Annotated in this window: 15 protein-coding genes; 9 read left to right on the forward strand and 6 right to left on the reverse strand. The window is 69.1% G+C overall.

Annotated features, from left to right (window positions below; all coding sequences use genetic code 11):
* Positions 1 to 154: 154 nt before the first annotated feature.
* The 3 genes from acnA (at position 155) to V6S85_RS05510 (ending at position 4673) form a co-directional block, all read left to right on the forward strand.
* The gene (gene acnA / locus V6S85_RS05500) at positions 155 to 2842 is read left to right on the forward strand and encodes an aconitate hydratase AcnA (protein WP_334348294.1); all 2688 of its coding nucleotides are present in this window, start codon (positions 155 to 157) and stop codon (positions 2840 to 2842) included.
* Positions 2843 to 3015: 173 nt separating this feature from the next.
* Entirely contained in the window at positions 3016 to 3726 is a 711-nt protein-coding gene (locus tag V6S85_RS05505; RefSeq protein ID WP_334348295.1) for a DUF1223 domain-containing protein, read from the forward strand.
* A 617-nt stretch (positions 3727 to 4343) separates the two neighbouring features.
* Complete coding sequence (locus V6S85_RS05510; protein WP_334348296.1) at positions 4344 to 4673, forward strand: DUF2794 domain-containing protein; 330 nt, start codon at positions 4344 to 4346, stop codon at positions 4671 to 4673.
* Positions 4674 to 4739: 66 nt separating this feature from the next.
* Here the strand turns inward: V6S85_RS05510 and V6S85_RS05515 are convergent, their stop codons facing one another.
* On the reverse strand, positions 4740 to 5486 hold the full coding sequence (locus V6S85_RS05515; RefSeq protein WP_101720337.1) for a Bax inhibitor-1/YccA family protein: 747 nt from the start codon (positions 5484 to 5486) through the stop codon (positions 4740 to 4742).
* A 196-nt stretch (positions 5487 to 5682) separates the two neighbouring features.
* Between V6S85_RS05515 and V6S85_RS05520 the strand changes: the two genes are divergently transcribed.
* Positions 5683 to 6735 (forward strand): aldo/keto reductase, encoded by a 1053-nt coding sequence (locus V6S85_RS05520; protein ID WP_334348297.1) that lies wholly within the window; start codon positions 5683 to 5685, stop codon positions 6733 to 6735.
* A gap of 164 nt (positions 6736 to 6899) precedes the next feature.
* Here V6S85_RS05520 and V6S85_RS05525 read toward each other — a convergent pair whose 3' ends face one another.
* Positions 6900 to 8096, reverse strand: coding sequence for a CaiB/BaiF CoA transferase family protein (locus tag V6S85_RS05525; RefSeq protein WP_334348298.1), 1197 nt, complete (start codon positions 8094 to 8096; stop codon positions 6900 to 6902).
* Positions 8097 to 8212: 116 nt separating this feature from the next.
* Here V6S85_RS05525 and V6S85_RS05530 point away from each other — a divergent pair, with 116 nt between their 5' ends.
* Positions 8213 to 8809 (forward strand): DUF4142 domain-containing protein, encoded by a 597-nt coding sequence (locus V6S85_RS05530; RefSeq protein WP_116569269.1) that lies wholly within the window; start codon positions 8213 to 8215, stop codon positions 8807 to 8809.
* A gap of 226 nt (positions 8810 to 9035) precedes the next feature.
* Here V6S85_RS05530 and V6S85_RS05535 read toward each other — a convergent pair whose 3' ends face one another.
* Positions 9036 to 12635, reverse strand: a complete 3600-nt coding sequence (locus V6S85_RS05535) for an ABC transporter permease/M1 family aminopeptidase (protein ID WP_334348299.1) — start codon at positions 12633 to 12635, stop codon at positions 9036 to 9038.
* 12 nt (positions 12636 to 12647) lie between these two features.
* Positions 12648 to 13526, reverse strand: a complete 879-nt coding sequence (locus V6S85_RS05540) for an ABC transporter ATP-binding protein (protein WP_116569267.1) — start codon at positions 13524 to 13526, stop codon at positions 12648 to 12650.
* A gap of 170 nt (positions 13527 to 13696) precedes the next feature.
* Here V6S85_RS05540 and V6S85_RS05545 point away from each other — a divergent pair, with 170 nt between their 5' ends.
* The 4 genes from V6S85_RS05545 to V6S85_RS05560 all read left to right on the forward strand — a co-directional run bounded on the left by V6S85_RS05545 (position 13697) and on the right by V6S85_RS05560 (position 16396).
* Positions 13697 to 14377, forward strand: coding sequence for a fumarylacetoacetate hydrolase family protein (locus V6S85_RS05545; RefSeq protein ID WP_116569266.1), 681 nt, complete (start codon positions 13697 to 13699; stop codon positions 14375 to 14377).
* Positions 14378 to 14392: 15 nt separating this feature from the next.
* Complete coding sequence (gene maiA / locus V6S85_RS05550) at positions 14393 to 15037, forward strand: maleylacetoacetate isomerase (RefSeq protein WP_334348300.1); 645 nt, start codon at positions 14393 to 14395, stop codon at positions 15035 to 15037.
* Positions 15030 to 15671: a carbonic anhydrase gene (locus tag V6S85_RS05555; RefSeq protein ID WP_116569264.1), complete on the forward strand. Its 642-nt coding sequence runs from the start codon at positions 15030 to 15032 to the stop codon at positions 15669 to 15671. The genes maiA and V6S85_RS05555 overlap by 8 nt, the downstream gene beginning before the upstream one ends.
* 107 nt (positions 15672 to 15778) lie before the next feature.
* Positions 15779 to 16396, forward strand: a complete 618-nt coding sequence (locus V6S85_RS05560) for a DedA family protein (protein ID WP_116569263.1) — start codon at positions 15779 to 15781, stop codon at positions 16394 to 16396.
* A 163-nt stretch (positions 16397 to 16559) separates the two neighbouring features.
* Here V6S85_RS05560 and pbpC read toward each other — a convergent pair whose 3' ends face one another.
* Together pbpC and V6S85_RS05570 are read right to left on the reverse strand one after the other, a co-directional pair.
* Positions 16560 to 18608 carry a penicillin-binding protein 1C gene (gene pbpC / locus V6S85_RS05565; RefSeq protein ID WP_334348322.1) on the reverse strand — a complete coding sequence of 683 codons (2049 nt, stop codon included), beginning with the start codon at positions 18606 to 18608 and terminating at the stop codon, positions 16560 to 16562.
* A gap of 124 nt (positions 18609 to 18732) precedes the next feature.
* Positions 18733 to 23763 carry an alpha-2-macroglobulin family protein gene (locus V6S85_RS05570; protein ID WP_334348301.1) on the reverse strand — a complete coding sequence of 1677 codons (5031 nt, stop codon included), beginning with the start codon at positions 23761 to 23763 and terminating at the stop codon, positions 18733 to 18735.
* Positions 23764 to 23794: the final 31 nt, after the last annotated feature.

Below are 23794 nucleotides of genomic sequence, written 5' to 3' on the forward strand. Positions count from 1 at the left end.
TTGTGGGTAACCGGCGCTAAGAAGCGCTCGGCCGTCACCCTCCGCATTGGATGGGGCGTACGCGGCGCGAGGATGGACGCTGTGGGTCCGCCTCGATCGCGCGATCCCGGGAGTGGTTTTCCGGCGGCCGTGAACAGAGAAGGGATCCTTCCAAATGGCGTCTGTAGACAGCCTCAAAACCCGCCGCGAACTCGTCGTCGACGGTAAGACCTACGTCTATTACAGCCTTCGCGCCGCCGAGGAAGCCGGTCTGGCCGGCACGGGCTCGCTGCCCGTCTCGATGAAGGTGCTGCTGGAAAACCTGCTGCGTTACGAAGACGGCGTCTCGGTCAACGAAGCCGACCTGAAGGCCGTCGCCAACTGGCTGGAAAACAAGGGCTCGGTCGAGCACGAGATCAGCTTCCGCCCGGCCCGCGTGCTGATGCAGGACTTCACGGGCGTTCCGGCCGTCGTCGACCTGGCCGCGATGCGCGACGCCATGGTCGCCCTGGGCGCCGACCCGGCCAAGATCAACCCGCTGAACCCCGTCGACCTGGTCATCGACCACTCGGTGATGGTCGACAACTTCGGTGACTCGAAGGCCTACGACGCCAACGTGAAGCGCGAATACGAGCGCAACATCGAGCGCTACCGCTTCCTGCGCTGGGGCTCGTCGGCCTTCAACAACTTCCGCGTCGTGCCCCCCGGCACCGGCATCTGCCACCAGGTGAACCTGGAGTACCTGGCCCAGACCGTCTGGACCGCCCAGGTCGATGGTTCGGAAGTCGCCTACCCCGACACCGTCGTCGGCACCGACAGCCACACCACCATGGTCAACGGCCTTTCGGTCCTGGGCTGGGGCGTCGGCGGCATCGAAGCCGAAGCCGCCATGCTCGGCCAGCCGATCCCGATGCTGATCCCGGAAGTCATCGGCTTCAAGCTGACCGGCGCCATGCCGGAAGGCGCGACGGCCACCGACCTGGTGCTGACCGTCACCCAGATGCTGCGCAAGAAGGGCGTGGTCGGCAAGTTCGTCGAATTCTACGGCGACGCCCTGGCCAACCTGACCCTGGAAGACCAGGCGACGATCGCCAACATGGCTCCGGAATACGGCGCCACCTGCGGCTTCTTCCCGATCTCGGCCGCCACCGTCGCCTTCCTGAAGGGCACCGGCCGCGACGCCGAGCGCGTCGCCCTGGTGGAAGCCTACGCCAAGGAACAGGGCCTGTGGTGGGAGCCCGGCGTCGCCGAGCCGACCTTCACCGACAGCCTGGAACTGGACCTGGGCAGCGTCCTGCCGTCGCTGGCCGGCCCCAAGCGCCCGCAGGACCGCGTCCTGCTGTCGGACGCCTCGAGCAAGTTCGCCGAGTCGCTGGTCGGTGAGTTCGGCAAGGCCGAAAGCCCCGAGTTCCGCGCTCCGGTGGAAGGCGAGGACTTCGACGTCGGCCACGGCGACGTGGTGATCGCCGCCATCACCTCGTGCACCAACACCTCCAACCCCTCGGTCCTGATCGCCGCCGGCCTGCTGGCCAAGAACGCGGTCGCCAAGGGCCTGAAGGCCAAGCCGTGGGTGAAGACCTCGCTGGCCCCCGGCTCGCAGGTGGTCACCGACTACCTGGCCAAGGCCGGCCTGACCAAGCACCTCGACGCCCTGGGCTTCAACCTGGTGGGCTACGGCTGCACCACCTGCATCGGCAACTCGGGCCCGCTGCCGGAAAACATCAGCAAGACGATCAACGAGAACGACCTGGTCGCCTGCTCGGTGCTGTCGGGCAACCGTAACTTCGAAGGCCGCGTGAACCCGGACGTCCGCGCCAACTACCTGGCCTCGCCGCCGCTGGTGGTGGCCTACGCCCTGGCCGGTTCGCTGAAGATCGACCTGAACACCCAGCCGATCGGCAAGGACAAGAAGGGCAACGACGTCTTCCTGCGCGACATCTGGCCGTCGAACGAGGACATCGCCGCCCTGCAGCGCAAGTCGATCAACGAGAAGATGTTCGCCAGCCGCTACGGCGACGTCTTCAAGGGCGACAAGAACTGGCAGGGCATCAAGGTGACCGGCGGCCAGACCTACGCCTGGGAAGGCGAGTCGACCTACGTCCAGAACCCGCCGTACTTCCCGAACATGTCGATGACCCCCTCGCCGGTCACCGACATCGTGGAAGCCCGCGTCCTGGCCGTGTTCGGCGACTCGATCACCACCGACCACATCAGCCCGGCCGGTTCGATCAAGACCTCCAGCCCGGCTGGTCAGTACCTGGTCAACCACGGCGTCGAGCCGATCGACTTCAACGGCTACGGCGCCCGCCGCGGCAACCACGAAGTCATGATGCGCGGCACCTTCGCCAACATCCGCATCCGCAACAAGATCACCCCGGAGATCGAAGGCGGCGTGACCAAGCACTTCCCCTCGGGCGAAGTGATGCCGATCTACGACGCGGCCATGAAGTACCAGGCCGAAGGCCGTCCGGCCGTCGTGTTCGCCGGCAAGGAATACGGCACCGGCTCGTCGCGTGACTGGGCCGCCAAGGGCACCAAGCTCCTGGGCGTCCGCGCGGTGATCACCGAGAGCTTCGAGCGCATCCACCGCTCGAACCTGGTCGGCATGGGCGTGCTGCCGCTGCAGTTCATCCAGGACGGCTGGCAGAAGCTGGAGCTGACCGGCGAAGAGCTGGTCTCGATCCGTGGCCTGACGGACCTGGCTCCGCGCAAGCAGCTGATCGTCGAGCTCTACCGCCCGACCGACGGCCGCATCGCCCGCTTCCCGGTGCGCTGCCGCATCGATACGCCGACCGAACTCGAATACTTCAAGAACGGCGGCGTCCTGAACTACGTGCTGCGTAACCTGGCCAAGGCCGACTAAGCAGCGACGGTCTTCAGACGTTGAATACGAGACGGCCGGCCCCCCTGGGGCCGGCCGTTTTGCTTTGTCGGGAGCCCGACATCGTTGTCGTGTGGATTTCCTGGGGCCGAAGCGGCCATTTCACGGCCTCGTGAGGGGCGACGCAGCGGTTTCTTGGCTTAAGTGCGCCGCACATGCGTACGGCCTTGATCTCTCTTCTTTCCCTCGCCCTGACGAGCCTCGTCGCCGCCCCGGCCGCGGCCAAGTCGCCCGTGCTGGTCGAGCTGTTTACCTCCCAGGGCTGTTCGTCCTGCGGCAAGGCCAATCTGGCCGCCGCCGAGCTGGCCGAGCGCGACGACGTCCTGGCGCTGACCTACTCGGTCGACTACTGGGACTATCTCGGCTGGAAGGACACCTTCGCCAAGCCGGCCTTCGGCGAGCGCCAGCGCGCCTACGCCAAGGCCTTCGCCCTGCGGGACGTGCCCACGCCCCAGGTGGTGGTGGCCGGCAAGGTACAGGCCTCGGGCGCCAAGGCCGAGACCGTCGAGAAGCTGATCGACGCCGCCCACCTGCCGCCGGCTCCGGACATGGAGTTCGTCGGGACGGGTCGCGTCGCCATCGGCTCTGGCGCTTCGCCGCGCGGCGGGGCCGAGGTGTGGCTGGTGCGCTTCGATCCGCGCAAGCAGGAGATCGCCGTCAAGCGCGGCGACAACCGCGGCCAGACCATCGTCCACCGCAACGTCGTGCGCGAGATCGTCAAGATCGGCGCCTGGACGGGCCGTCCGAAGATGTACCGCCTGCCCGCGCTGGCCAAGGACGACGACCTGGCCACCGCCATCATCGTCCAGGGCGCCAAGGGCGGCCGGGTGCTGGGCGTGCTGCCCCCCGGCGGCAAGAGCCGGTAGGGCTCTCCTTCTCCGCTCTCCACGCAAAAGAAACCCCGCCTCGCCTTAGGGGATGATCGGCGAAGCGGGGTCTTTAGGGGAGGGGATAGAAGATACGCGCCGGTCGAACGGGCCGCCCGCGAGCCGGTGGGCTGGAGGGGCTGTTCAGGATCCCGGACCGCAAGGCGTTCCGATCGACCGACCATGAGACTATCGAGGGGCCAAGCGGCCGACGAAGGGCGCGATCAGGGTCGTTTCGCGACGGGGTGGGGCGGCTCTGTGGCGATCTTTGCAGTTCCGCAAGCCGCCAAGAAATCGAGGCAAGAACCCCAGATGCGAAAAGCCCGCGTGGGAGGGGGCTCCACGCGGGCTCTGCAGTTTAAGAGAGGGGTTCTCTTGATTTGGTCTGTCGGCCGACCGGCCCGCGATCAAGGGGGGCTGGGGGGGCTGTTCAGGATCCTGGACCGTGGGGTCTCCGATCAGCCGACACTGACTTTTTCGCTGGGGAAGCGGGCGGGCGAACGACCGAAACAAGGTCATTTCGTGGCCTGGTCCAGCTTGGCTTTTCGCTTCGTCGAACGATGTTGCGCTTTTGCGACGCTCGCTTAAACGCCTGATTTGGGGTTAGGATTCGTCCGATGGCCCTGGATGTCTCCCCTCCCGTCGGCGGCGTCGTGTTCTTCGAGCGACGTGAGATCGACCAGCTGCTGCGGCTGTACGGCCGGATGGTCGCGGCCGGCGAGTGGCGCGACTACGGCATGGGCGGCGCCAGCGATCACGCGGCCTTCTCGATCTTTCGCCACGCCGCCGAGGCCCCGCTCTATCGCGTCGAGAAGTGGCCGGAACTGGCTCGCAAGCAGGGTCAGTGGCTGGTGCGCGGCCAGGGCGGCTTGGTGCTCAAGCGCGGCCACGACCTGGCCCAGGTGCTGCGGCTGTTCGACAAGGGCCGGTTCAAGGTGGTGGACTAGCGGCCCACGAAAAAGCCCCGGCGGAGCGATCCGCCGGGGCTTCGTCGTTTCGGCCTGGAAGGCGCCTTAGCGGCGGTCGCCCAGGAAGAACAGCAGGAAGCGGAACAGGTTGATGAAGTCCAGGTACAGGTTCAGCGCGCCGTAGTTGGTGGCCACCGACTTGGCGGCCGCGTCGCCGCCGACCTGGTAGTAGGTCATCTTCAGGTTCTGCGTGTCGTAGGCGATCAGGCCGGCGAAGATCAGCACGCCGATGGCGTTGATCGCGAAGACCAGCGGGCCCGACGGGAAGAAGATCGACACGATCGAGGCCAGGATCAGGCCCACCAGACCGATGATCAGGAAGCTGCCGAAGCCGGTCAGGTCCTTCTTGGTGGTGTAGCCGAACAGGCTGAGCGCGCCGAAGGCCGTGGCCGTGATCAGGAAGGTCGAGGCCACGCTGCCGCCGGTGTACATCAGCACCACGGTGCCGAGCGACGCGCCGATCAGCGACACGATCGACCAGTAGATCACGCCCGCCGTGCGCGGGTTGATCGACTTCATCACGAAGCTCGAGAACAGCAGGATGCCCAGCGGGGCGAAGGCGATGACCATGCCTAGCAGAGTGTAGCCCACGCGGTTGCCGTTCACCTGGAACAGCAGGTCGCGCACCGGCGGGAACGAGCTGGTCGTCCAGGCGAGGGCGGCCGACAGCAGCAGGCCCAGCGCCACCTTGTTGTAGACGCCGAGCATGAAAGTGCGCAGCCCGGCGTCAACCGACATGTCGACGCGATCCGCCGGGATCGTGCGCGCATAGTCGCGGTTGAAGTCGTTCATCGAAAGAAACCCTTATTTCAACGTCCCTGAGGGGACACGTGTGAAATATCGGATCGAATGGCGTCCGACGCAAGGCTTCCCGCGGAAAGAGCAGGGGCGCGCGAATGTATCAAAGTATGTCTTGGCGCCCGAGGTTTGGGTTCGCCTACGCGCCGCGACGTCCTAAATAGGACGGCAAAGCCAAGCAGGGGACTTCATGGACTACGTCGAACTCGGCCGCACCGGCATCCAGGTCTCGCGCTGCTGCCTGGGCACCATGACCTGGGGCTCGCAGAACAGCGAGGAAGAGGCCCACGCCCAGATGGACTACGCCCTGGGCCGCGGGGTCACCTTCTGGGACACGGCCGAGATGTACGCCAGCCCGCCCACCGCCGAGACGCAAGGAAGCACCGAGCGCTACATCGGCAGCTGGCTGGCCAAGACGAGGCGTCGCAAGGACATCGTCCTGGCCTCGAAGGTCGCCGGCCGCGGCTCGGCCTTCGGCGGCCTGCCTTGGATGCGCGCCGACGGCGCCAGCACCCGCCAGACCAAGGCCCAGATCGACGAGGCGGTGGAAGGCTCGCTGAGGCGCCTGCAGACCGACTATCTCGACCTCTACCAGCTGCACTGGCCCGACCGCGCCGTGCGGGTGTTCGGCGGCCAGACCTACAAGGACTATGACGACGACTACGAGCGCTTCGGCGACATCCTCGAGGCGCTGGACGCGCACGTGAAGAAGGGCTCGATCCGCAGCATCGGCGTCTCCAACGAGTTTCCGTGGGGCGTGATGAAATTCCTGGCCGAGAGCGAAAGCCGGGGCCTGCCGCGCATCGCCTCGATCCAGAACGCCTATCACCTGGCCAACCGGGTGTTCGAATACGGCCTGGCCGAGATCGCCATGCGCGAGCAGGTGGGCCTGCTGGCCTACTCGCCGCTGGCCCAGGGCCAGCTGACCGGCAAGTACCTGGGCGGAAACCTGCCCGAGGGCTCGCGCAAGGCGCTCTACAACCGCATGCAGCGCTACGAGGGCCCCGGCGCGATCGAGGCGTTCACGGCCTATGTGGATCTGGCCCGGCAGAACGGCCTGGATCCGGCCCAGCTGGCCCTGAAGTTCGTCGACGCCCGCCCGTTCGTGACCGCCACCATCATCGGCGCGACCAGCATGGACCAGCTGAAGACCGACATCGACGCCTTCGACGTGGAATGGACCGAGGAGCTGGAGAAGGCGGTCAACGCCATCCATGCCGCGCGGCCGAATCCTTGCCCGTGATCGGGGTGCGGCCGTTCCTGAGGATGCTCCCCCTGAAGGGGGAGCTGTCGCGGAGCGACTGAGGGGGAAGGGATTGCTGGCTTTATGGGTGAACTGACTTCATCAGGCACCTCCCCCGCCGGCCCTTCGGGCCACCTCCCCCTTCAGGGGGAGGATCTCCGACGCTAGACCACCCCTCGCGCCTTCAACTCGGCGATCTTCTCCGCCGACATCCCGGCCACACGCGTCAGCACCTCTTCGGTGTGCTCGCCCAGCGTGGGGCCCGGCCAGCGCACCCCGCCGGGGGTGTCGGTCAGGCGGGGGAAGGCGTTCTGCATCTTCACCTGGCCGAACACCGGATGGGGCACGCTGACGATAGACTCGCGGGCCTGGAACTGCGGGTCGGCCAGCATTTCGGGGGCGCGGTAGATGCGGCCCGTGGCCAGGCCGGCGGTCTCCAGTTTCGGCAGCAGGTCGTCGATGTCCTGGTCGAGGGTCCAGGCGGCGATGCGGGCGTCGAGCTCGGCCTGGTTGATCCCCCGGGCGGCGTGGTCGCGATAGCGGGGGTCGTCGGCCAGGTCCGGGCGGCCCATCAGGTCGCAGAGGCGCTTGAACAGGGTGTCCTGGTTGGCGCCGATCAGCACCAGTTCGCCCGATTTCGTCGGATAGACGTTGGACGGGGCGATGCCGGGCAGCACCGCGCCCGAACGTTCGCGGATGTAGCCGGTCAGGTCGTACTCGGTGACCAGGTTCTCCATCACCGTCAGCACGCTCTCGTAGATCGCCGTGTCGACCACCTGGCCCTTGCCGGTGGCGTGGCGGGCGTGCAGGGCCATCATCACGCCGAGCGCGGCGTTGAGGCCCGACAGGCTGTCGCCGATCGATATGCCGGCCCGGGCCGGATTGCGGTCGGGTTCGCCGGTGATGTGGCGCAGGCCCCCCATGGCCTCGCCGACCAGGGCGTAGCCGGCCCGCTTGGCGTAGGGGCCGGTCTGGCCGAAGCCCGAGACGCGAGCCATGACCAGGCCGGGATTGGTCTTGGCCAGTTCGTCGTAGCCCAGGCCCCATTTCTCCAGCGTGCCGGGTCGGAAGTTCTCGACCACGACGTCGGCTGCAGCGATCAGGTCGCGGGCGATGGCGCGACCCTCGTCGGTGCGCAGGTCGACGGTGACCGACTTCTTGTTGCGGCCGATCACCGGCCACCAGGGCGACAGGCCCTTGGGCTTGGAGCGCCCCCACTGGCGCATCGGGTCGCCGGTCCTGGGATCTTCCAGCTTGATGACCTCGGCGCCGAAGTCGCCCAGCACCTGGCCGCAGAACGGACCGGCGATCAGCTGTCCCATCTCGATGACGCGGACGCCCGCCAACGGTCCTTGGGTCATTTTGTTCCTCTCCCCGATCACGGAACCATCACGCGGCCGTGAGGCTTTCTTCGCCATGACGGCGGCGCGTGAAGCTGCCGCTTCTTCCTTAGAAAAACACGTAGGGAAAGAAAGCCATGACCCGCAAGCTTCTCATCGTCGGCGCCGCGTTCGCCGCTCTCAGCCTCGCCGCCTGCGGCCAGAAGACCGACGAAACCAAGGGCGCGGCGACCCCGGCCGAGCAGGCCGCGACCCCGGACGCCAACCCCGCCGCCACCGTCCCGACCATGGCCGACGAGGCCAAGGCGCCGGACTTCTCGGCCAAGGCCGCCGCCGGCGACACCTTCGAGATCGAGTCGGCCAAGATCGCCCTCAAGCGCTCGACCAACGCCGACGTGAAGAAGTTCGCCCAGGCCATGATCGACGCCCACACCGCCACCAGCCAGGGCCTGAAGGCCGCCATCGCCGCCTCGGGCGCGACCTTCACCCTGCCGGCCGCCCTGCCCGACGACCTGCAAGGCAAGCTGGACGACCTGAACAAGGCCGACGCCAAGGACTTCGACAAGAAGTACGCCGATGACCAGGTCGACGCCCACCAGGCCGCGCTGAACCTGTTCCAGCGCTACGCCCAGGACGGCGACAACGCGGCCATCAAGACCTTCGCCGCCGAGACCGCGCCGAAGATCCAGGAGCACCTGAACATGGCCGAGGGCCTGAAGAACGGCATGAAGTAGAACGGCATGCAGTAAGGCTCTCTGGAGCCCTGACGTGGAAAACCCCCGGTCGCGAGGCCGGGGGTTTTTCTTTGGGGCGTCATGCACCTCCCCCGCGTCAGCGGGGGAGGTGGCGCGCTGCGGATACGCAGCGTGACGGAGGGGGCGAGGGACGGAGCGCTGTGCGCGCCGCCGCCCCCTCCACCACTTCGTGGTCCCGCTCCCCCGCTTGCGGGGGAGGAGCAGGTCAGTCCGCCACCTTCACGACGTTGTCGTCGCCGTTGCGGTCGATGACGAAGTTGTACGGGTCGACGCCGGCGAAGCGCGGGGCGACTGGCGTGACGAAGGTCAGGGTCTGGGTCCCGCTGCGGATCGGGCGGCGCTCCATGACCACCACGTTCTTCTGCTCGAAGCCCTTCTTGCCCGGCTCGGCGGTGAACAGGCCCACGTCCAGCACTTCGTTCAGAGGCGCGTCCGTCTCCTTGCCGCGACCGTCGGCGTACATCTTCTTGGCCTCGACCACGAGCTTGACGTCGAACCGGCCGTCGGCCCGCTTCTTCACGCTCGCGCTCTTGGTCTTCAGGTCATAGAGCGTGATCTTCTCGAAGAGGTCGGTGACCAGGGCCTGCTTGTCGGCCGGGACCTCGGCGCGCAGGGCGGCCAGGAAGTCGAGCGTGGTCGGATAGGGCGCGCCCTTGAAGCCGTGGTCGGCGATCAGCTTGCGCAGGACCCGGTTGACCGTTTCCTCGCCCACCTCGTGCTGCAGCCGGTACATGACCAGCGAGCCCTTGCGGTAGTGGATGTAGCCCTGGTTCTCGACCCGGGCCAGCGGCTGCTCCTCGAGCACGTCGCCGCCGCGCGAGCGCAGGTAGCTGTTGAGCTCGAACTTCAGGAACTTGCGGATCTGGGCCTCGCCATACATCCGCTTCATCACCATCAGGGCAGAATACTGGGCGAAGGTCTCCGACAGCATGGTCGAGCCCTGCTGGTCGGCGCCCAGCACCTGGTGGGCCCACCACTGGTGGCCGATCTCGTGCGCGCCGACATAGGTGACCATGTCGATCTTCTCGGGGTTCCGGTAGTCGGCGATGAAGAACATGCTCTCCGACCAGGGGATGGTGCCGGCGAAGGCCTGGGCGAAGTCGGCGTAGGCCGGGAACTCCTGGAAACGCAGCTGCTTGAACTGATAGGGGCTGAACTGCTCCTGGTAGTAGTCGAGCGAGGCCTTCATCGCCCCGCGCATGCGGTCGATGTTCCAGGCGTGCTGCGGGTCGTAATAGACCGCCAGGTCGACGCCCTTGTAGGTCTCGCGCGAGATCGCGTAGCGAGCCGACTGGATCGACAGGAAGGGCAGGATCGGCGCGTCGGCCACGAAGCGCACGGTGCGACGCTCCAGGTTCCCCGACTTCCACACCCGCTCGGAAGCCTTGCTGCCCGGCGCGATCGGGGTCTGGTCGGCGTCGGTGGTGACGGTGATGTCGGAGGTGACGAAGTCGGCGTCCTTGCGCAGGGCGTTGAACTGCCGGCTCGGCACATCGCCCAGCCTGGCCATCCGCAGTTCGGGCGGCAGGCCGTACTTGCGGCGCTTGGCGCGGTCCTGCAGCAGGCCGTCGCGGCTCATGCCCAGGATCGGCGCGATCTCCATGTTGTTGAGGAACGTGCCGTTGGCGACGACGCGGCGTTCGTTGTCGCTGTTCTTGAAGCCCATCTGGCTGCGCTCGGTGATGAAGCTCATCCGGCGGGTCTCGCCCGGCGCCAGCGGGGTGTCGAAGGCGAAGATCCGGTAGTTGAAGCGCTCGAAGGTCTGCTTGGGCCGCGCGCCCTCGATCGACAGGGCGCGCACGGCCAGGTCGCGGTCGAAGCGGACGTGGATCTCCTTCAGCGGCGCGCCGGTCTTGTTCTGGAAGACATAGGCGCCGCGGGTCACCGCCCGGGGCTCGCCCGGATAGAGGTCGACGTCCAGCTTCATGCCGGTGATCTTGGGCTGGGGCGCGTTCTCGTAGCGCAGCAGCGTCTTTTCCATGTCCGCGGTCCAGCGCTCGTCGTCGAGGTTGGTGCGGTACTCGTTCCAGACGTTGGTGTTGACGAAGATGAAGCCGCCCAGGCCCGCGAAGGCCAGGAAGACGACGCCGAACACCACGCCATTGGCGCCGCGCAGGCGACGGGGCAGGCGGCGCAGGCGCGGCAGGAGGCGGGTCTCGGTCCCGCGCCGCCACAGGGCGTAAGACAGCACCGCCAGCAGCACGGCGAAGGCGCTCCAGTAGGCGCGGAACCACCAGGCCCCGATCCAGAAGGCGCCCAGGCGGTTCATGTCGGAGAACGGCATGCCCGGCGAGCCGCCGTAGTTGTAGAGATTGTGCTGGAAGCCGAGGTTCTGGAACGTCACCTGGGTGACGACATAGACCACCATCAGGCCCCAGCCGATGAACTTGTGCGGGCTCAGGACCTGGAGGAACACGGCCAGCACGGCCAGCAGGATCCAGTCGACGGCCTGGGGCAGGACGTACCACAGGAGGTACTTGTCGAGCTCCAGCCGGAAATAGCCGTGGCCCATCTGGCTGACGACGCCGGCGACCACGCTGACCAGCAGGGTCGACAGCAGCACCAGGGCGATGGCGGCGATCTTCGGGGCGGTGAAGGCCCAGTCGCCGACCGGCGTGGAATCGATGATCTCGTGGGTGCGGCGCTCGCGCTCGCGCCAGACCAGCTCGCCGGCGTAGTAGATGGCGATGATCATCGGGATCAGGCTGAACGAGCCCAGCAGCGGCGCCAGCAGGGCGCGGGTCACCGGATAGATCTGGCCGCCATAGCCATCCGCGTCGGTGGCGAACCACAGCGAGCCGGCGGCGTTGAACAGGCCCAGCGCCAGCAGCACGAAGAAGGCCGGGCTCTTGAACACCTGGCCCATGTCGAGCCGGGTGCGGGCGACGAACTGGATCCAGGCCGTGGCGCGGTCGTGGCGCGGCTGGGCCAGGGGCTTGGGGGCCGGCGGCAGGATCTCGACCGGCGGCGGCGTGGCCTTGGACTTCTCGCCCTTGCGGCCGGCCAGCTCGGCGGCCTGGAAGCGGAAGAGGCCGTAGGCGGCCGCCAGCAGGGCGCCGGCCAGGATGACGACGAACACCCGGTTGAACAGCAGGGCGCCGGTCAGGGCGGGGGTGATGGTGTTGCGCTCGTTGGCGGTCCAGTACTTGGTCGCCAGGCTGAAGGCGCCAGTGCCCAGGGGCTCCCACAGGGCCGCGCCCTGCTCGAACTCGGGCTTGTCCAGCGCGATGCCGGCCACCACCCACAGCACCAGGAAGCCGATCACGCCGACATAGGTCCACATCATCGAGCGGGTGACGGTGGCCAGGGCGAAGAACAGCGCCGAAGTCAGCAGCAGCGTCGGCAGGGCCAGCACGAAATAGGCGTAGAGATAGGCGTTCAGCAGGTTCGGACCCAGCTTCTCCGGGTCGATCCACGGCATGAACGAACCGATCAGCATGGCGATCGGCACGGCCAGGAACGAGATCGCGGCGGCCAGGAAGGCGCCGGCGAAGCGACCGTACAGATAGTCGAACTTGCGGATGCGGGTGGTGCGCAGGATCGGGCCGTAGCCGGTCTCGTCGTCGCGCACGATGACGTTGGCCACGAAGGCCGTCGTCACGAACATGTAGAAGATCGACAGGATCAGGTGGGTCTGGGCGATGGCGAACGGGGCGTTCTTGTGGATCGAGCCGCCGCCGCCGATCGAGATCTGCTCGATGGTCACCGACCCGAAGGTCAGCAGGAAGAACAGGACGGCGACCACCCAGAACACCGGGGAACGCAGCTGGTAGCGGAGCTCGAAGCTCGCGATCTTGCCGAACATGACGCTCGCCCCCTACGCCGCGCAGCGGGTGGTGGCGAGGGTCGAGAAATAGACGTCCTCGAGACCGCCGGTGACGGGAGCGAAGCCCGCGCCGGGATCCTGGTCGGCCAGGACGTGGATGATGGTGCGGCCGCCCAGCAGGCGGGTCGAGATCACCTGGTGGGCCGTCTTGGCGTCGTCCAGCTCGGCCTTGTCGATGGTCTTCTTCCAGATCCGGCCCTCGAGCTGGGCGATCAGGTCGGCCGGGGCGCCTTCGCGCACGATGCGGCCGTCGCAGATGATGGCCATGGCCGGGCAGAGGTCGGAGACGTCCTCGACGATGTGGGTCGACAGGATCACCACCACGTTCTCGCCGATCTCGGCCAGCAGGTTGAGGAAGCGGTTGCGCTCCTCCGGGTCGAGGCCGGCGGTGGGCTCGTCGACGATGATCAGGCGCGGGTCGCCGATCAGGGCCTGGGCGATGCCGAAGCGCTGGCGCATGCCGCCCGAGAAGCCGGCGATGGCCTTGCCCCGCACGTTCCACAGATTGACCTGGGCCAGCAGGCTCTCGACCGTGTCCTTGCGCTCCTTGCGGCCCGAAATGCCCTTCAGCACCGCCATGTGGTCGAGCATGTCGTAGGCGCTGACCCGCGGATAGACGCCGAAGTCCTGCGGCAGGTAGCCGAGCACGCGGCGCAGGGCCTCCGGATCCTTCAGCACGTCGATGTCGCCGAAGCGGATGTGGCCCGAGGTGGGGGCCTGGAGGGTGGCGATGGTGCGCATCAGGGTGGACTTGCCGGCGCCGTTGGGGCCCAGCAGGCCGTACATCCCTCGCGGGATGGTCAGGCTGACCTCGTCCAGGGCGCGCACGCCGTTGCCATAAACGTGCGTCAGGTTTTCGATGATCAGCATCGGTACTCGCGGCCCCCGGTCTTGTTAACGCCAACAGTCCCCAACCCGACATGACAAGACGGCGAGAGCCTGGGCAAGTGAAAGAACGTTTAGGCGCCCCGGTTCCCGACCAAGGCGCCGCTTTTGCGGCGGGGTTCCGGTCGGGCGGTTTTGGGTCTAAGCAGGCGGCCATGACGACCTACGCCTTTCCCCCGCCCGTCCAGCCTTCGGTTCCGGTGGAAGGATCCGAGGCGGCCTTCCCCGTCCGTCGCATCCTGTGCGTGGGCCGCAACTACGCCGCCCACCGCGCCGAGATGGGCGGCGACGAGCGCGATCCGCCGTTCTTCTTCGCCAAGCCGGCCGACGCCATCGCGCCGCTGATGAACGACGTGCCCTATCCGCCGCGCACCACCGACCTGCACCACGAGATCGAGCTGGTGGTGGCGCTGAAGTCGGGCGGCGCCGACATCGCCGTCGACGACGCCCTGGACCACGTGTTCGGCTACGCCGTGGGCGTCGACCTGACCCGCCGCGACCTGCAAGGCGCGGCCAAGGCCAAGGGCCAGCCGTGGGAAGCGGGCAAGGCCTTCGACTTCTCAGCCCCGATCTCGGCCATCCGCCCCGTGGCCGACGCTACGCTGGACGGCGCCATCTGGCTGACCGTCAACGGCGTGCAGCGCCAGACGGGCCTGGTGTCCGACATGATCTGGAACATCCCCGAGATCATCGCCGAGGCCAGCAAGCTGTGGACCCTGGCGGCCGGCGACCTGATCTTCACCGGCACGCCGGAAGGCGTTTCGGCGGTGGTTCGCGGCGACCAGATCGCCGGCGAGGTCGACGGCGTCGGCGCCCTGGCCTTCACCCTGGTCTAGAGGGAGCGCGCGGCCGTGACCCTGACGCTGTTCGGCTACTGGCGGGCGGCCGCGCCCTATCGCGTCCGCATCGGCCTGAACCTCAAGGGCCTGGCCTACGACCAGGCGCCGGTGAACCTGCTGAAGGGCGAGCAGCGCCAGGGCGCCTATCTCGACCTCAACCCGCAGGGGCTGACCCCCGCGCTCGCCATCGGCGACGGCGTGGTGCTGACCCAGAGCCTGGCCATCCTGGAATGGCTGGACGAGACCCATCCCGAGCCCGCCCTGTTGCCCGCCGACCCGCTGGGCCGCGCCCGCGTGCGGGCCATGGCCCAGGTCGTGGCCTGCGACATCCATCCGCTGAACAATGTGCGGGTCACCGGCGAGCTCGCCGCCCGCGGCCAGGACGAGGCCGCCCGCCGCGCCTGGATGGCCCGCTGGCTGGCCGAGGGCTTCACCGCCCTCGAAGCCGCGATCGCCGCCCACGGTGGAACCTACGCCCATGGCGACACGCCGACCCTGGCCGACATCTGCATCGTGCCGCAGGTCTACGGCGCGCGCCGGTTCGACATCGACCTCTCACCCTATCCGACCCTGGTGGCGGCCGCCGACCGCGCCGCCGACCATCCCGCCTTCGCCGCTGCTCACCCCAGCCTCCAGCCGGACGCCGCCGATGCTTGAAGATCTGAAAACCAACAACGCCAACTGGTCCAAGCGCAAGACCGAGGTCGACTCCGAGTTCTTCAAGCGTCTGGAGAACCAGCAGAGCCCCGAGTACCTGTGGATCGGCTGCAGCGACAGCCGCGTGCCGGCCAACGAGATCGTCGGCCTGGATCCGGGCGAGCTGTTCGTGCACCGCAACGTCGCCAACCTGGCCCCGCCGCAGGACGCCAACTACCTGTCCGTGCTTCAGTTCGCGGTCGACGTGCTGAAGGTCAAGCACATCATGGTCGTGGGCCACTACGGCTGCGGCGGCGTGGCGGCGGCCATCGACGGCAAGCGCCGGGGCCTGGTCGATCACTGGCTGCATCCGATCCGCGAGGTCCACGCCGAGCATCGCTGCGAGCTGGACGCCATCCCCGAGGAGCGCGACCGTCTCAACCGCCTGTGCGAACTGAACGTCATCCGCCAGGTGCGCAACGTCGCCTCGGACGTCTTCGTGCAGGACGCCTGGGCTCGCGGCCAGAGCCTGGCCGTGCACGGCTGGGTCTATTCGCTGGCCAACGGCCTGGTCACCGACCTCAATGTCGGCATCGAGAGCATCGAGGATTACCACCGCGTGCTGGCCGGTCCGACGGCCGGCGACGGCATCTAGGAGGCAGGTAGGAGAAAGGAAAAAGAGGGCCGCGCCCGATCGTCGCAGTTGGCGGATCGCCGTTCGGTGCTTACTTGTTCGTCACCATCCCCTGCCACGGTGGTTGCATGGACGCCTTTCTCCAGAGCCTGCACAGTCTCGTCGTCGAGCACCGCCTGCTGGTGTGCGCGATGCTGGCGGTCATCACCCTGCTCGAAGCATTGATGCTGGTCGGGGTGCTGATCCCGATCATGGCGGTGATGCTGACGGCCGGCGCGCTGATCGCCACCGGCTCGCTGCATCCGGTCGAGGTGATCGTCTGGTGCAGCGTCGGGGCGGCCCTGGGCGATGCGATCTCCTACCTGATGGGCCGCCACATGGGCGCCTGGGCCGTGCGCCATCCGGTGCTGGCTAAGCACCGCCGCACCGTGGCCCGCGCCCGGCTCTACACCCGCCGCTACGGCGTGCTGGCCCTGGCCGTGGCCCGCTATCTGGGCCCGCTGCGCCCGTTCGTGCCGATGGCCGCGGGCATGACCCGCATGCGCGACTGGACTTTCCATGCCGCCAACACCGTCACCGCGCCGGTGTGGGTGATCACCGTGCTGGCCCCCGGCTATCTGGCCGCGCGTCACCTGGGCTACTGGAAGCCCGATCCGGTGTGGCTGACCGCGGTGGTCGTCGGCGGCCTGCTGCTGGTCGCCACCGTTATGATCCTGCGCCGCAAGCCGGCCGCGTCGAAGGTTTGAGGCTGGAGGCGTTCGGAGGCCACGCGTGGCCCTCGCCCTTCGACAGGCTCAGGGTGAGGACCATTTACAGGCCTGAGTTTACGGGCCCGAGCGCTGGAAAAACCTCATCCTGAGCTTGTCGAAGGACGAGGTTTTCGTCCCAAACGCCAGATATCGATCCGCCCTAGCCCGGCGCCCTGATGCGCACCCGGGCGCTGGCCGCCCGGCCCTGGTCGTCGACCACCCGCAGCCGGTAGAAGCCCGCCGCCGCCGGTCGCCAGACCGGCTTGCCGCCGACCGGATCGTCGGCCAGGGGCTTGCCGTCCACGTACCACGACAGGTTCTCGCCGCCGGCCGCCAGCACCAGGCCGCGCGCCCCCCTGCCCAGCCCATCGACCTGCACCGTCGCCCCGTCGGGCGGGAAGATCAGGCGCGGGCCTTCGTCGGCGACCGTCCGTAGCTGTTGCAAGGCGCCGGGGGCCGACTTCGGCGCGATCGGGCGCGGGGCGGTCGGCGGCGCGCCCACCAGGTCGGCGACGTCGAACAGGGTGGGCAGGGCCGCGTCGCGCCCCGTGAGGCCGCCGCGCGCGCCGCCGTCGGCCCGGCCGGTCCAGACGACGATGGCGTGGCCGCCGACGATGCCCGCCGCCACCGCGTCGCGAAAGCCGTAGGAGGTGCCGGTCTTGAAGGCCATGGCCGGACCGCCCCGGGTCAGGGCCGAGGGCGCGCGGCCGCGCGGGCCCGGCGCCTCGCGCAGGATGTCGAGCACCTGGCCCACGGCTTCGGGCCGGGCGATGCGTGTTCCGGCCGAGCGCTCGCGGGCCTTGGCCTCGTCGACCGTATAGGCCAGCGGCTTGACCACCCCGCCGTCGCCCAGGCCGGCATAGAGGGTGACCAGGTCGCGCAGGGTGATGCCGGCCCCGCCCAGGGCCAGGGCCAGGCCCGCGGCCTTCACCTCGGCCTTGGGGCGCAGGAGCTTCACGCCGCCGGCCTCGATGCGGGCGGCGAAGGCCTCGGGGCCGATCTTCTCCAGGGTGGCGACGGCCGGCACGTTCAGCGAATAGGCCAGGGCCTCGCGGGCGGTGACCTTGCCATGGAACACGCGGTCGAAGTTCTCGGGCTGGTAGTCGGCGAACCGCGTCTGGGCGTCGTCGATCTGGGTGTCGGGGGCCAGCATGCCGTCGTCGAAGGCGAAAGCGTAGACGAAGGGCTTCAGGGCCGAGCCGGGCGAGCGGGCGGCGCTGGTCATGTCCACCCAGCCGCCGGGCCGGTCGCGGCCGGCCGAGCCGACCAGGGCCCGCACGGCCCGGTCCTTGATGCGGACGACGATGATGGCGGCTGTGGCTTCGGGGCCCTGGCTGGCGGCGACGCTCGCGGCCAGGGGCTCCAGCCGGGTCTGCAGGTCCGGATCGATGGTGGTCAGCACGCTGGGCTGGCTGGCGGGCGCGGCGGCGGCCTGCTGGCCGGCCAGGTGCCAGGCCATGGCCGGGAAGGGGGCGCGACGCGGGATCGGCTCGCCCTCGGCCTCGACGGCGGCGACGGTGGTCAGCACGCCGGCGCGAACCATCTTGTCCAGCACCGCGCGGCGGGCCTCGCGGGCGGCTTCGGGGCGGCGGTCGGGCCGGCGGGCCTCGGGCGCCTGGGGCAGGGCGATCAGCAGGGCCTGCTCGCCGTCGGTCAGGCTGGACGGCTCGTGGCCGAAATAGGAGAGGCTGGCCCCGCGCACGCCCTCCAGATTGCCGCCATAGGGGGCCAGCGTCAGGTAGAGGGCGAGGATCTCGTCCTTGCTCAGCCGGCTTTCCAGCTGGGCGGCGCGGACCATCTCGACCAGCTTGGAGCCGAGATTGCGGGGGCGGGGCTCCAGCAGGCGGGCGGTCTGCATCGACAGGGTCGAGGCGCCGCTGCTGACCCGGCCATGGACAATCGCCGACCCCGTGGCGCGGACCACGGCGATGGGATCGATGCCCAGGTGCCAGCGGAAGCGGGCGTCCTCGACGGCCACCAGGCGCTTGAGGAAGGTCGGGTCGGTGCGTTCGAGGTCGGCCCGCACCCGCCAGCGGCCGTTCTCGACGGGCAGGGCGCGCAGCCACGCCCCGCGCTCGCCCAGCACCACGGGCGAAGACCGCTTGGCGCGGCTCATGTCCGGGGGGAAGGCGGCGCTGAGGGCGAACACGCCGACCTGGGCGGCGAGGAAGGCCGTCAGAAGGCGAACGATCTTCCCCTCCCCCTGGATGGGGGAGGGGCCAGGGGTGGGGGTGGCTGCGGCGTCGGCGGTGGTCACGGCGCCTTACCTTGAAGCGCTGTCGCCCCCATCCCCGGCCCTTCCCCCATCAAAGGGGGAAGGGAGTAGTCAGCGGTCACTGCCCCGCCGCGATCGTCGTGCGGCCGGCGTCCGACCGGGCGGCGATGCTCGGGCGGTACATGTCCTTGGCCACCGCGCCGGGCAGGAAGAACTCGCCCGGCGTCACGGCCCGCGCGATGTAGGCCATGGCGAAGGGCTTGTTGCCCTCCAGGTCGAGCGCGGCGATGTAGCGGTCGTCGCGGCTTTCCTGGGCGTCCGGCGTCGACAGCTCGCCCAGGAACCGGAACGGTCCGTTCTGGGCGTCGTCGGCGCCGAGCGGGGCCTCGATCTCGAAGCCGGCCGGCAGGGCGTCGTCGACCACCAGGGCGGTCGAGCGGGCCTGCATCGACCGGCCCTGGATCAGCACGATCACCCGTTCGCCCTGGCGGATGGCCGAGGGATCGACCGCCCCGCCGCTCATCGTGAACAGGCGCTTGCTGACCGACAGGCCGTTGCTTTCGGCGACCGGGGCCACGATCGGCGTGCCGCGCACGCTGACCGTCCGCCACAGCGCGCCCTTGCCCCTGTTGGTGAAGCGGGCGTCGGCCAGCTTGCCCACGGCCCAGCGCGGCGCGCCGCCGGCGGCTGGCAGGGCGACGACGTTCTGGGCCTCGATGTCGATGGGGCCGGCGGCCTTCATCAGTTGGTGGGCGGCGTAGAGCAACTGGGCCTGTTCCTGGGTGTTCAGGGCGTCGGGATCCTTGACCACGTTCTCCAGACGGCCTTGCAGCTTGGCGGCCACGTCGGTCTGGCCGGCCTGCACGGCCAGGGCCGTGACGGCGGCCACGTCGCGCAGCGGGCTCTGGTACCAGTCGTACTCGTCGCGCCAGTTCAGCGAGTTCACCGCCTGGCGCATGGCCGAGCGGGCCCGGGCGTGGTCGCCCATCAGCGCCAGACCGGCGGCCACCTGGGCCTTGGCGATCGGCTGGTCCTCGTCCTTCATCTGCACGTCGTGCCACCAGCGCAGGCGGGCCAGGTCCCCGCGTCCGGCCTTGGCCAGGACATAGAGGGCGTAGGCGCTGGCCCGGCGACGCATGCGCTGGGTGGCCTTGCGGCTTTCGTCCTCGTTGCGGCCCCACCAGGACGGATACTCCATCCGGTAGGCGACCGAGGCCCAGCCGTCGGGGCGGCTGACCTGGCGCATGGCGTTCAGCGCCTTGTCCAGGGCCTCATCGGGCACGGCCACGCCTTGCGCCTTGGCCTCCAGCAGGAAGTCGGTGGCGTAGGCGCCCAGCCACGGGTCGGCCTCGCCGTCGCCCACCCGCCACAGGCCGAAGGCGCCGTCCAGGGTCTGGCGATCGAGCAGGCGGCCCACCGCCCCGGCCAGGGCCGCGGGCGTGCGCTTGAGCTTGGGATCGGTCGAGACGCTCTGGGCGTAGAGCAGCGGATAGGCCGCCGACACCACCTGTTCGGTGCAGCCGTACGGGTAGCGCTGCAAGGCGACCGCGATCGCCGACGGGTCGAAGCCCTTGAACGGCGAGTAGCTGACCTGCAGCGTCACGTCGCCGGCCGCCAGGCCCGACAGCAGTTGGTAGTTGGGGGTGTAGCTGGCGCCCGGGGCCTGAAGTTCGGTGGTGGTGCGCACCACGTCGCCCCAGCCCAGACGGGTCTGGATCGGATAGTCCTTGGCGGTCGAGAAGCCGGGGCCGGTGACCTTGAAGCCGATCTTGCCGACGCCGGTGACGTCGGGCGCCAGGAAGGGGATCTTCTCGGCGACGCGCTGGCCCAGGATCAGGGTGATCACCTTCTTGAACGCCACCTTCAGCCCGCCGGACGCATTGGCCTCGGCGGTGTAGGCGCCGGGCTTGCCCTCGACATTGTGCAGTTCCAGCGTCGCGGTCGGCTTGTCGCCGGGCGACAGGAAGCGCGGCAGGTTGAGGTCGGCCACCACCGGCTGGCGCACGGTCATGGCCTTGGAGCCCGAGCCGACGGCGTTGTCGGTCCAGGCCACGGCCATGATCCGCAGCTCGCCGTTGAAGTCGGCCGGCGGCAGCTTGATCGTCGCCTTGCCGTCCAGGCCCGTCTCGATCACGCCCGACCACAGGGCCACGGTCTTGATCGGCGTGACCGTCAGGCCCTCGCCGCCCAGCTCGTCGCCGCCGAAGTTGACGTTGGCCGGCGCGCCCATGTTCGGGTCGAGCAGGCGGCCGTAGTCGTCGCGGTAGTCGAGCGTCAACGCGCGCTTGCCGAAATACCACTTCACCGGGTCGGGGCTTTCCTGGCGGGTCAGGCGCAGCACGCCCTCGTCCACCGCCGCCACCGTGACCCGGGCCTTCTGGCCGAACGACAGGCCCTGCACCTTCAGCGGGATCTCGACCGGCGCCTTGGAGTCGAGCTTCGCCGGCGTGCCGATGTCGACCGTCAGCTTGCGGCCCTTGGGCTCCAGCGGCACGTAGACCAGGCCCAAGGCCCGCTTGGGCTTGGGCGAGGCGACCGGGTCGCGCGGCTGGATGACGGTGACCATCACATAGGCCCCGCCGCCCCAGGCGGCGCTGGTCTTCAGCTTAACGGTGGCGCCGTTCTCGCCGACCGACAGGGTCTTGAAGTCGATCAGGCGGTCGGTGGCCACGGCCACCTGGGCTTGGCCGGCATAGGGCGCCTTCAGCGTGATCTCGACGGTGTCGCCTTGCGCGTAAGCCTTGGTTCCGGCCGAGACGCGGACGAAGTCGGGGGCCTCGGCGTCCTTGGCCGGCGAACCCCAGCCCGACGAGAACCGGGCCACGGTCTTGGTCCCCTCGGGGCCTTCGATCACCAGGCGGTAGTCGCCCCAGCCCAGGCGGCGGTTGATCCGCGCGCCGGCGGTCGGCGACATGTTCAGCGCGCCCTTGGCCACGACCGCGTCGCGGCTGGTGCGGCGCCACTGCCAGCGACCGTCCTGCTGGAACCAGTCGTAGTTCCAGTTCTCGCTGATCAGGGTGTAGCTGGCGGTGGTCGAGAGCTTCTTGCCGGCGGCGTCGACGGCGATGACCTCCAGGCTCACCGGCGGGTCGTCGCGGCCCGAGCCGTCGCCCTGCTCGACTTTGACGCCATAATAGATCGGCTTGCCGCGGACCTTGAGTTCAAGACCCTCGCGGACCGGACGGCCGCCGGGCTCGAACACCGAGGCGGTGACCGCCGCCACCAGGGGCTGGCCGGTGTCGCCGACGTCGGAGGTGCCCAGGTTCAGGACCGCGCGACCCTCGCCGTCGGTGACGGTCGTGCCCAGCTCGATCAGCTTCTCGTCGAAGGGCTCCTTGGCGTCGCCCCACTCGAAGCCCTTGTATTGCGGGAAGGGATCGGTGTCGCGGCGCAGGCGGGCCTCGCCTTGCGTTTGCAGGCCCGAGCCCGGCGCGCCGTAGAGGAAGCGGGCGTTGACCGCGATCTGGCGGGTCTCGCCGATGCGGATCGGCGTGCTTTCCTGGCCGGTGGCGGTGACCGCCAGCCGCTGGGGCGCGAAGTCCTCGACGCTGAAGCTCAGCGAACCGGCGGAGGCCTCGATGCCCTCGATGTGCAGTTCGGCGGTCCAGCGGCCGCGCGGCGCGCTGCGGGGCAGGGCGATGTCGATCGGCACGGCGCCGGCGTTGGCCTGGCCGAACCACCAGCGCTTGAACTCCACGCCCGAGGGGCGCTTGACGAGAATGTAGCCCTTGCGGTCGTTGACGGCCTTGGCCATGCGGTCGCGGATCATCGCCGTCAGGTGGACGGTTTCGCCGGGGCGATAGATGCCGCGGTCGGCATAGAGCCAGCCGTCGATGTCGCTGCCGACGGCGCGGCCGCCCTCGCTTTCGGTGCGGCCGCCGACGCCCTGCTTGGACAGGTCGACGGGCGAGCGGTCGAGGTCGAGCACCGACAGGTCGCCCTCGGGGCCATAGGCCATGACCATCTTGGCGCGCTCGCCGCCTTCGCCCTTCAGCAGCGGGCGGGGGAAGCGCACGCGGCCATCGGCGTCGCTCTTGACCTCGGCCAGGGGCTCGCCGTCGCGGGCGACCAAGGCCACGCGCACGCCGGCGACGGTCTTGGCGGTCTTCAGCGAGCGGACGACGACGTCCAGCGCCTCGGAGCCGTCATAGGCGATCAGCGCCATGTCGGTGAACACGATCCAGCGGCGGGCCTGGGCCGGCGGGGTGTCGCCCTCGCCGTCGGGATCGCGGCCGCCCGAGGCGTCGCGCGCCTTGATGAGATAAGCGCCGGGCTTCATCTCCTTGAGCACCGCGCCCAGCGGGAAGACCGTGGTGGCCTTGGCCCCGGCCGCGCCGTCCACCGAAACCTCGCCCTTCCAGATGCGGCGGCCCTCGTCGCCGGCGCTGTCCTCGCCATAGTCGCCGGCCCAGTCGCCCTCGCCGGTGGGATCGGGCGCGCTGATCGACTTGCGCACCAGGTTGCGGTCGGACACGCGCCAGACTTCGACGGCCAGCTTCTGGACGTTCATGGTCTCGATGGCGACGCCGTCGGATTCCTCGCGCGGCAGGATCACTCCGTCGCCGGCGAAGCCGACGTACGGCGGCTTCTCGCCAAACGTGAAGTCGACGTCGGCGTTGGCGCCCAGGGTCTCGCCGCCCTTGGCGGGCAGGCCCTTCAGAAGGGTGACGCGGCGGTCGGTGAAGCCGACGCCGCCGATGCACAGCTCGTCGCCCTTGACCCGCACGGCCGGGGTGCGGCCGAGGTCCGGCGATACCATGACGAAGTCGGCATAGGCCTTGGACGGGTCGAGGTCGCGGCTCATCTGGATGCAGGCCATGGCCTCGCCGCCGGAGCTGTCGATGCGGGTGCGCCAGACGGCGAAGCCTTCGGGCTTGGGCGCGCCGCGCCGGCGGGCATTGGCGTCGCGCGGCTTGCCGAACAGCGACCAGGCCTCGCCCTTGACCGCGGCGGCGCCGGAGGCGGCCTTGGTCCCGCCGCCGAACCAGCCGAGGTCGGCGGTCTTGGCGGCCACGAAGCCGCCGCCGAAGCCGACCACCAGCGCGCCCGCCGCGATGGCGACGGCGGGGGTCTTCAGCTGCGACTTGATCCGGGTCCAGACGGAGGTTTTGGCCGCGCCGTCGCCTTGCGGCGTCTCGTCCGTCGACATCCGTCGTCTCTCCCAAACCCGAAGTGATTTG

Source organism: Caulobacter sp. CCNWLW153 (assembly GCF_036889365.1).
Classification (GTDB): domain Bacteria; phylum Pseudomonadota; class Alphaproteobacteria; order Caulobacterales; family Caulobacteraceae; genus Caulobacter; species Caulobacter radicis.

What these genes read in the sequence shown, in the direction of transcription:
- acnA (WP_334348294.1), top strand. Translation starts at nt 155, where the DNA reads ATGGCGTCTGTAGACAGCCTCAAAACCCGCCGCGAACTCGTCGTCGAC.
- V6S85_RS05505 (WP_334348295.1), top strand. Translation starts at nt 3,016, where the DNA reads ATGCGTACGGCCTTGATCTCTCTTCTTTCCCTCGCCCTGACGAGCCTC.
- V6S85_RS05510 (WP_334348296.1), top strand. Translation starts at nt 4,344, where the DNA reads ATGGCCCTGGATGTCTCCCCTCCCGTCGGCGGCGTCGTGTTCTTCGAG.
- V6S85_RS05515 (WP_101720337.1), bottom strand. Translation starts at nt 5,486, where the DNA reads ATGAACGACTTCAACCGCGACTATGCGCGCACGATCCCGGCGGATCGC.
- V6S85_RS05520 (WP_334348297.1), top strand. Translation starts at nt 5,683, where the DNA reads ATGGACTACGTCGAACTCGGCCGCACCGGCATCCAGGTCTCGCGCTGC.
- V6S85_RS05525 (WP_334348298.1), bottom strand. Translation starts at nt 8,096, where the DNA reads ATGACCCAAGGACCGTTGGCGGGCGTCCGCGTCATCGAGATGGGACAG.
- V6S85_RS05530 (WP_116569269.1), top strand. Translation starts at nt 8,213, where the DNA reads ATGACCCGCAAGCTTCTCATCGTCGGCGCCGCGTTCGCCGCTCTCAGC.
- V6S85_RS05535 (WP_334348299.1), bottom strand. Translation starts at nt 12,635, where the DNA reads ATGTTCGGCAAGATCGCGAGCTTCGAGCTCCGCTACCAGCTGCGTTCC.
- V6S85_RS05540 (WP_116569267.1), bottom strand. Translation starts at nt 13,526, where the DNA reads ATGCTGATCATCGAAAACCTGACGCACGTTTATGGCAACGGCGTGCGC.
- V6S85_RS05545 (WP_116569266.1), top strand. Translation starts at nt 13,697, where the DNA reads ATGACGACCTACGCCTTTCCCCCGCCCGTCCAGCCTTCGGTTCCGGTG.
- V6S85_RS05555 (WP_116569264.1), top strand. Translation starts at nt 15,030, where the DNA reads ATGCTTGAAGATCTGAAAACCAACAACGCCAACTGGTCCAAGCGCAAG.
- V6S85_RS05560 (WP_116569263.1), top strand. Translation starts at nt 15,779, where the DNA reads ATGGACGCCTTTCTCCAGAGCCTGCACAGTCTCGTCGTCGAGCACCGC.
- V6S85_RS05570 (WP_334348301.1), bottom strand. Translation starts at nt 23,763, where the DNA reads ATGTCGACGGACGAGACGCCGCAAGGCGACGGCGCGGCCAAAACCTCC.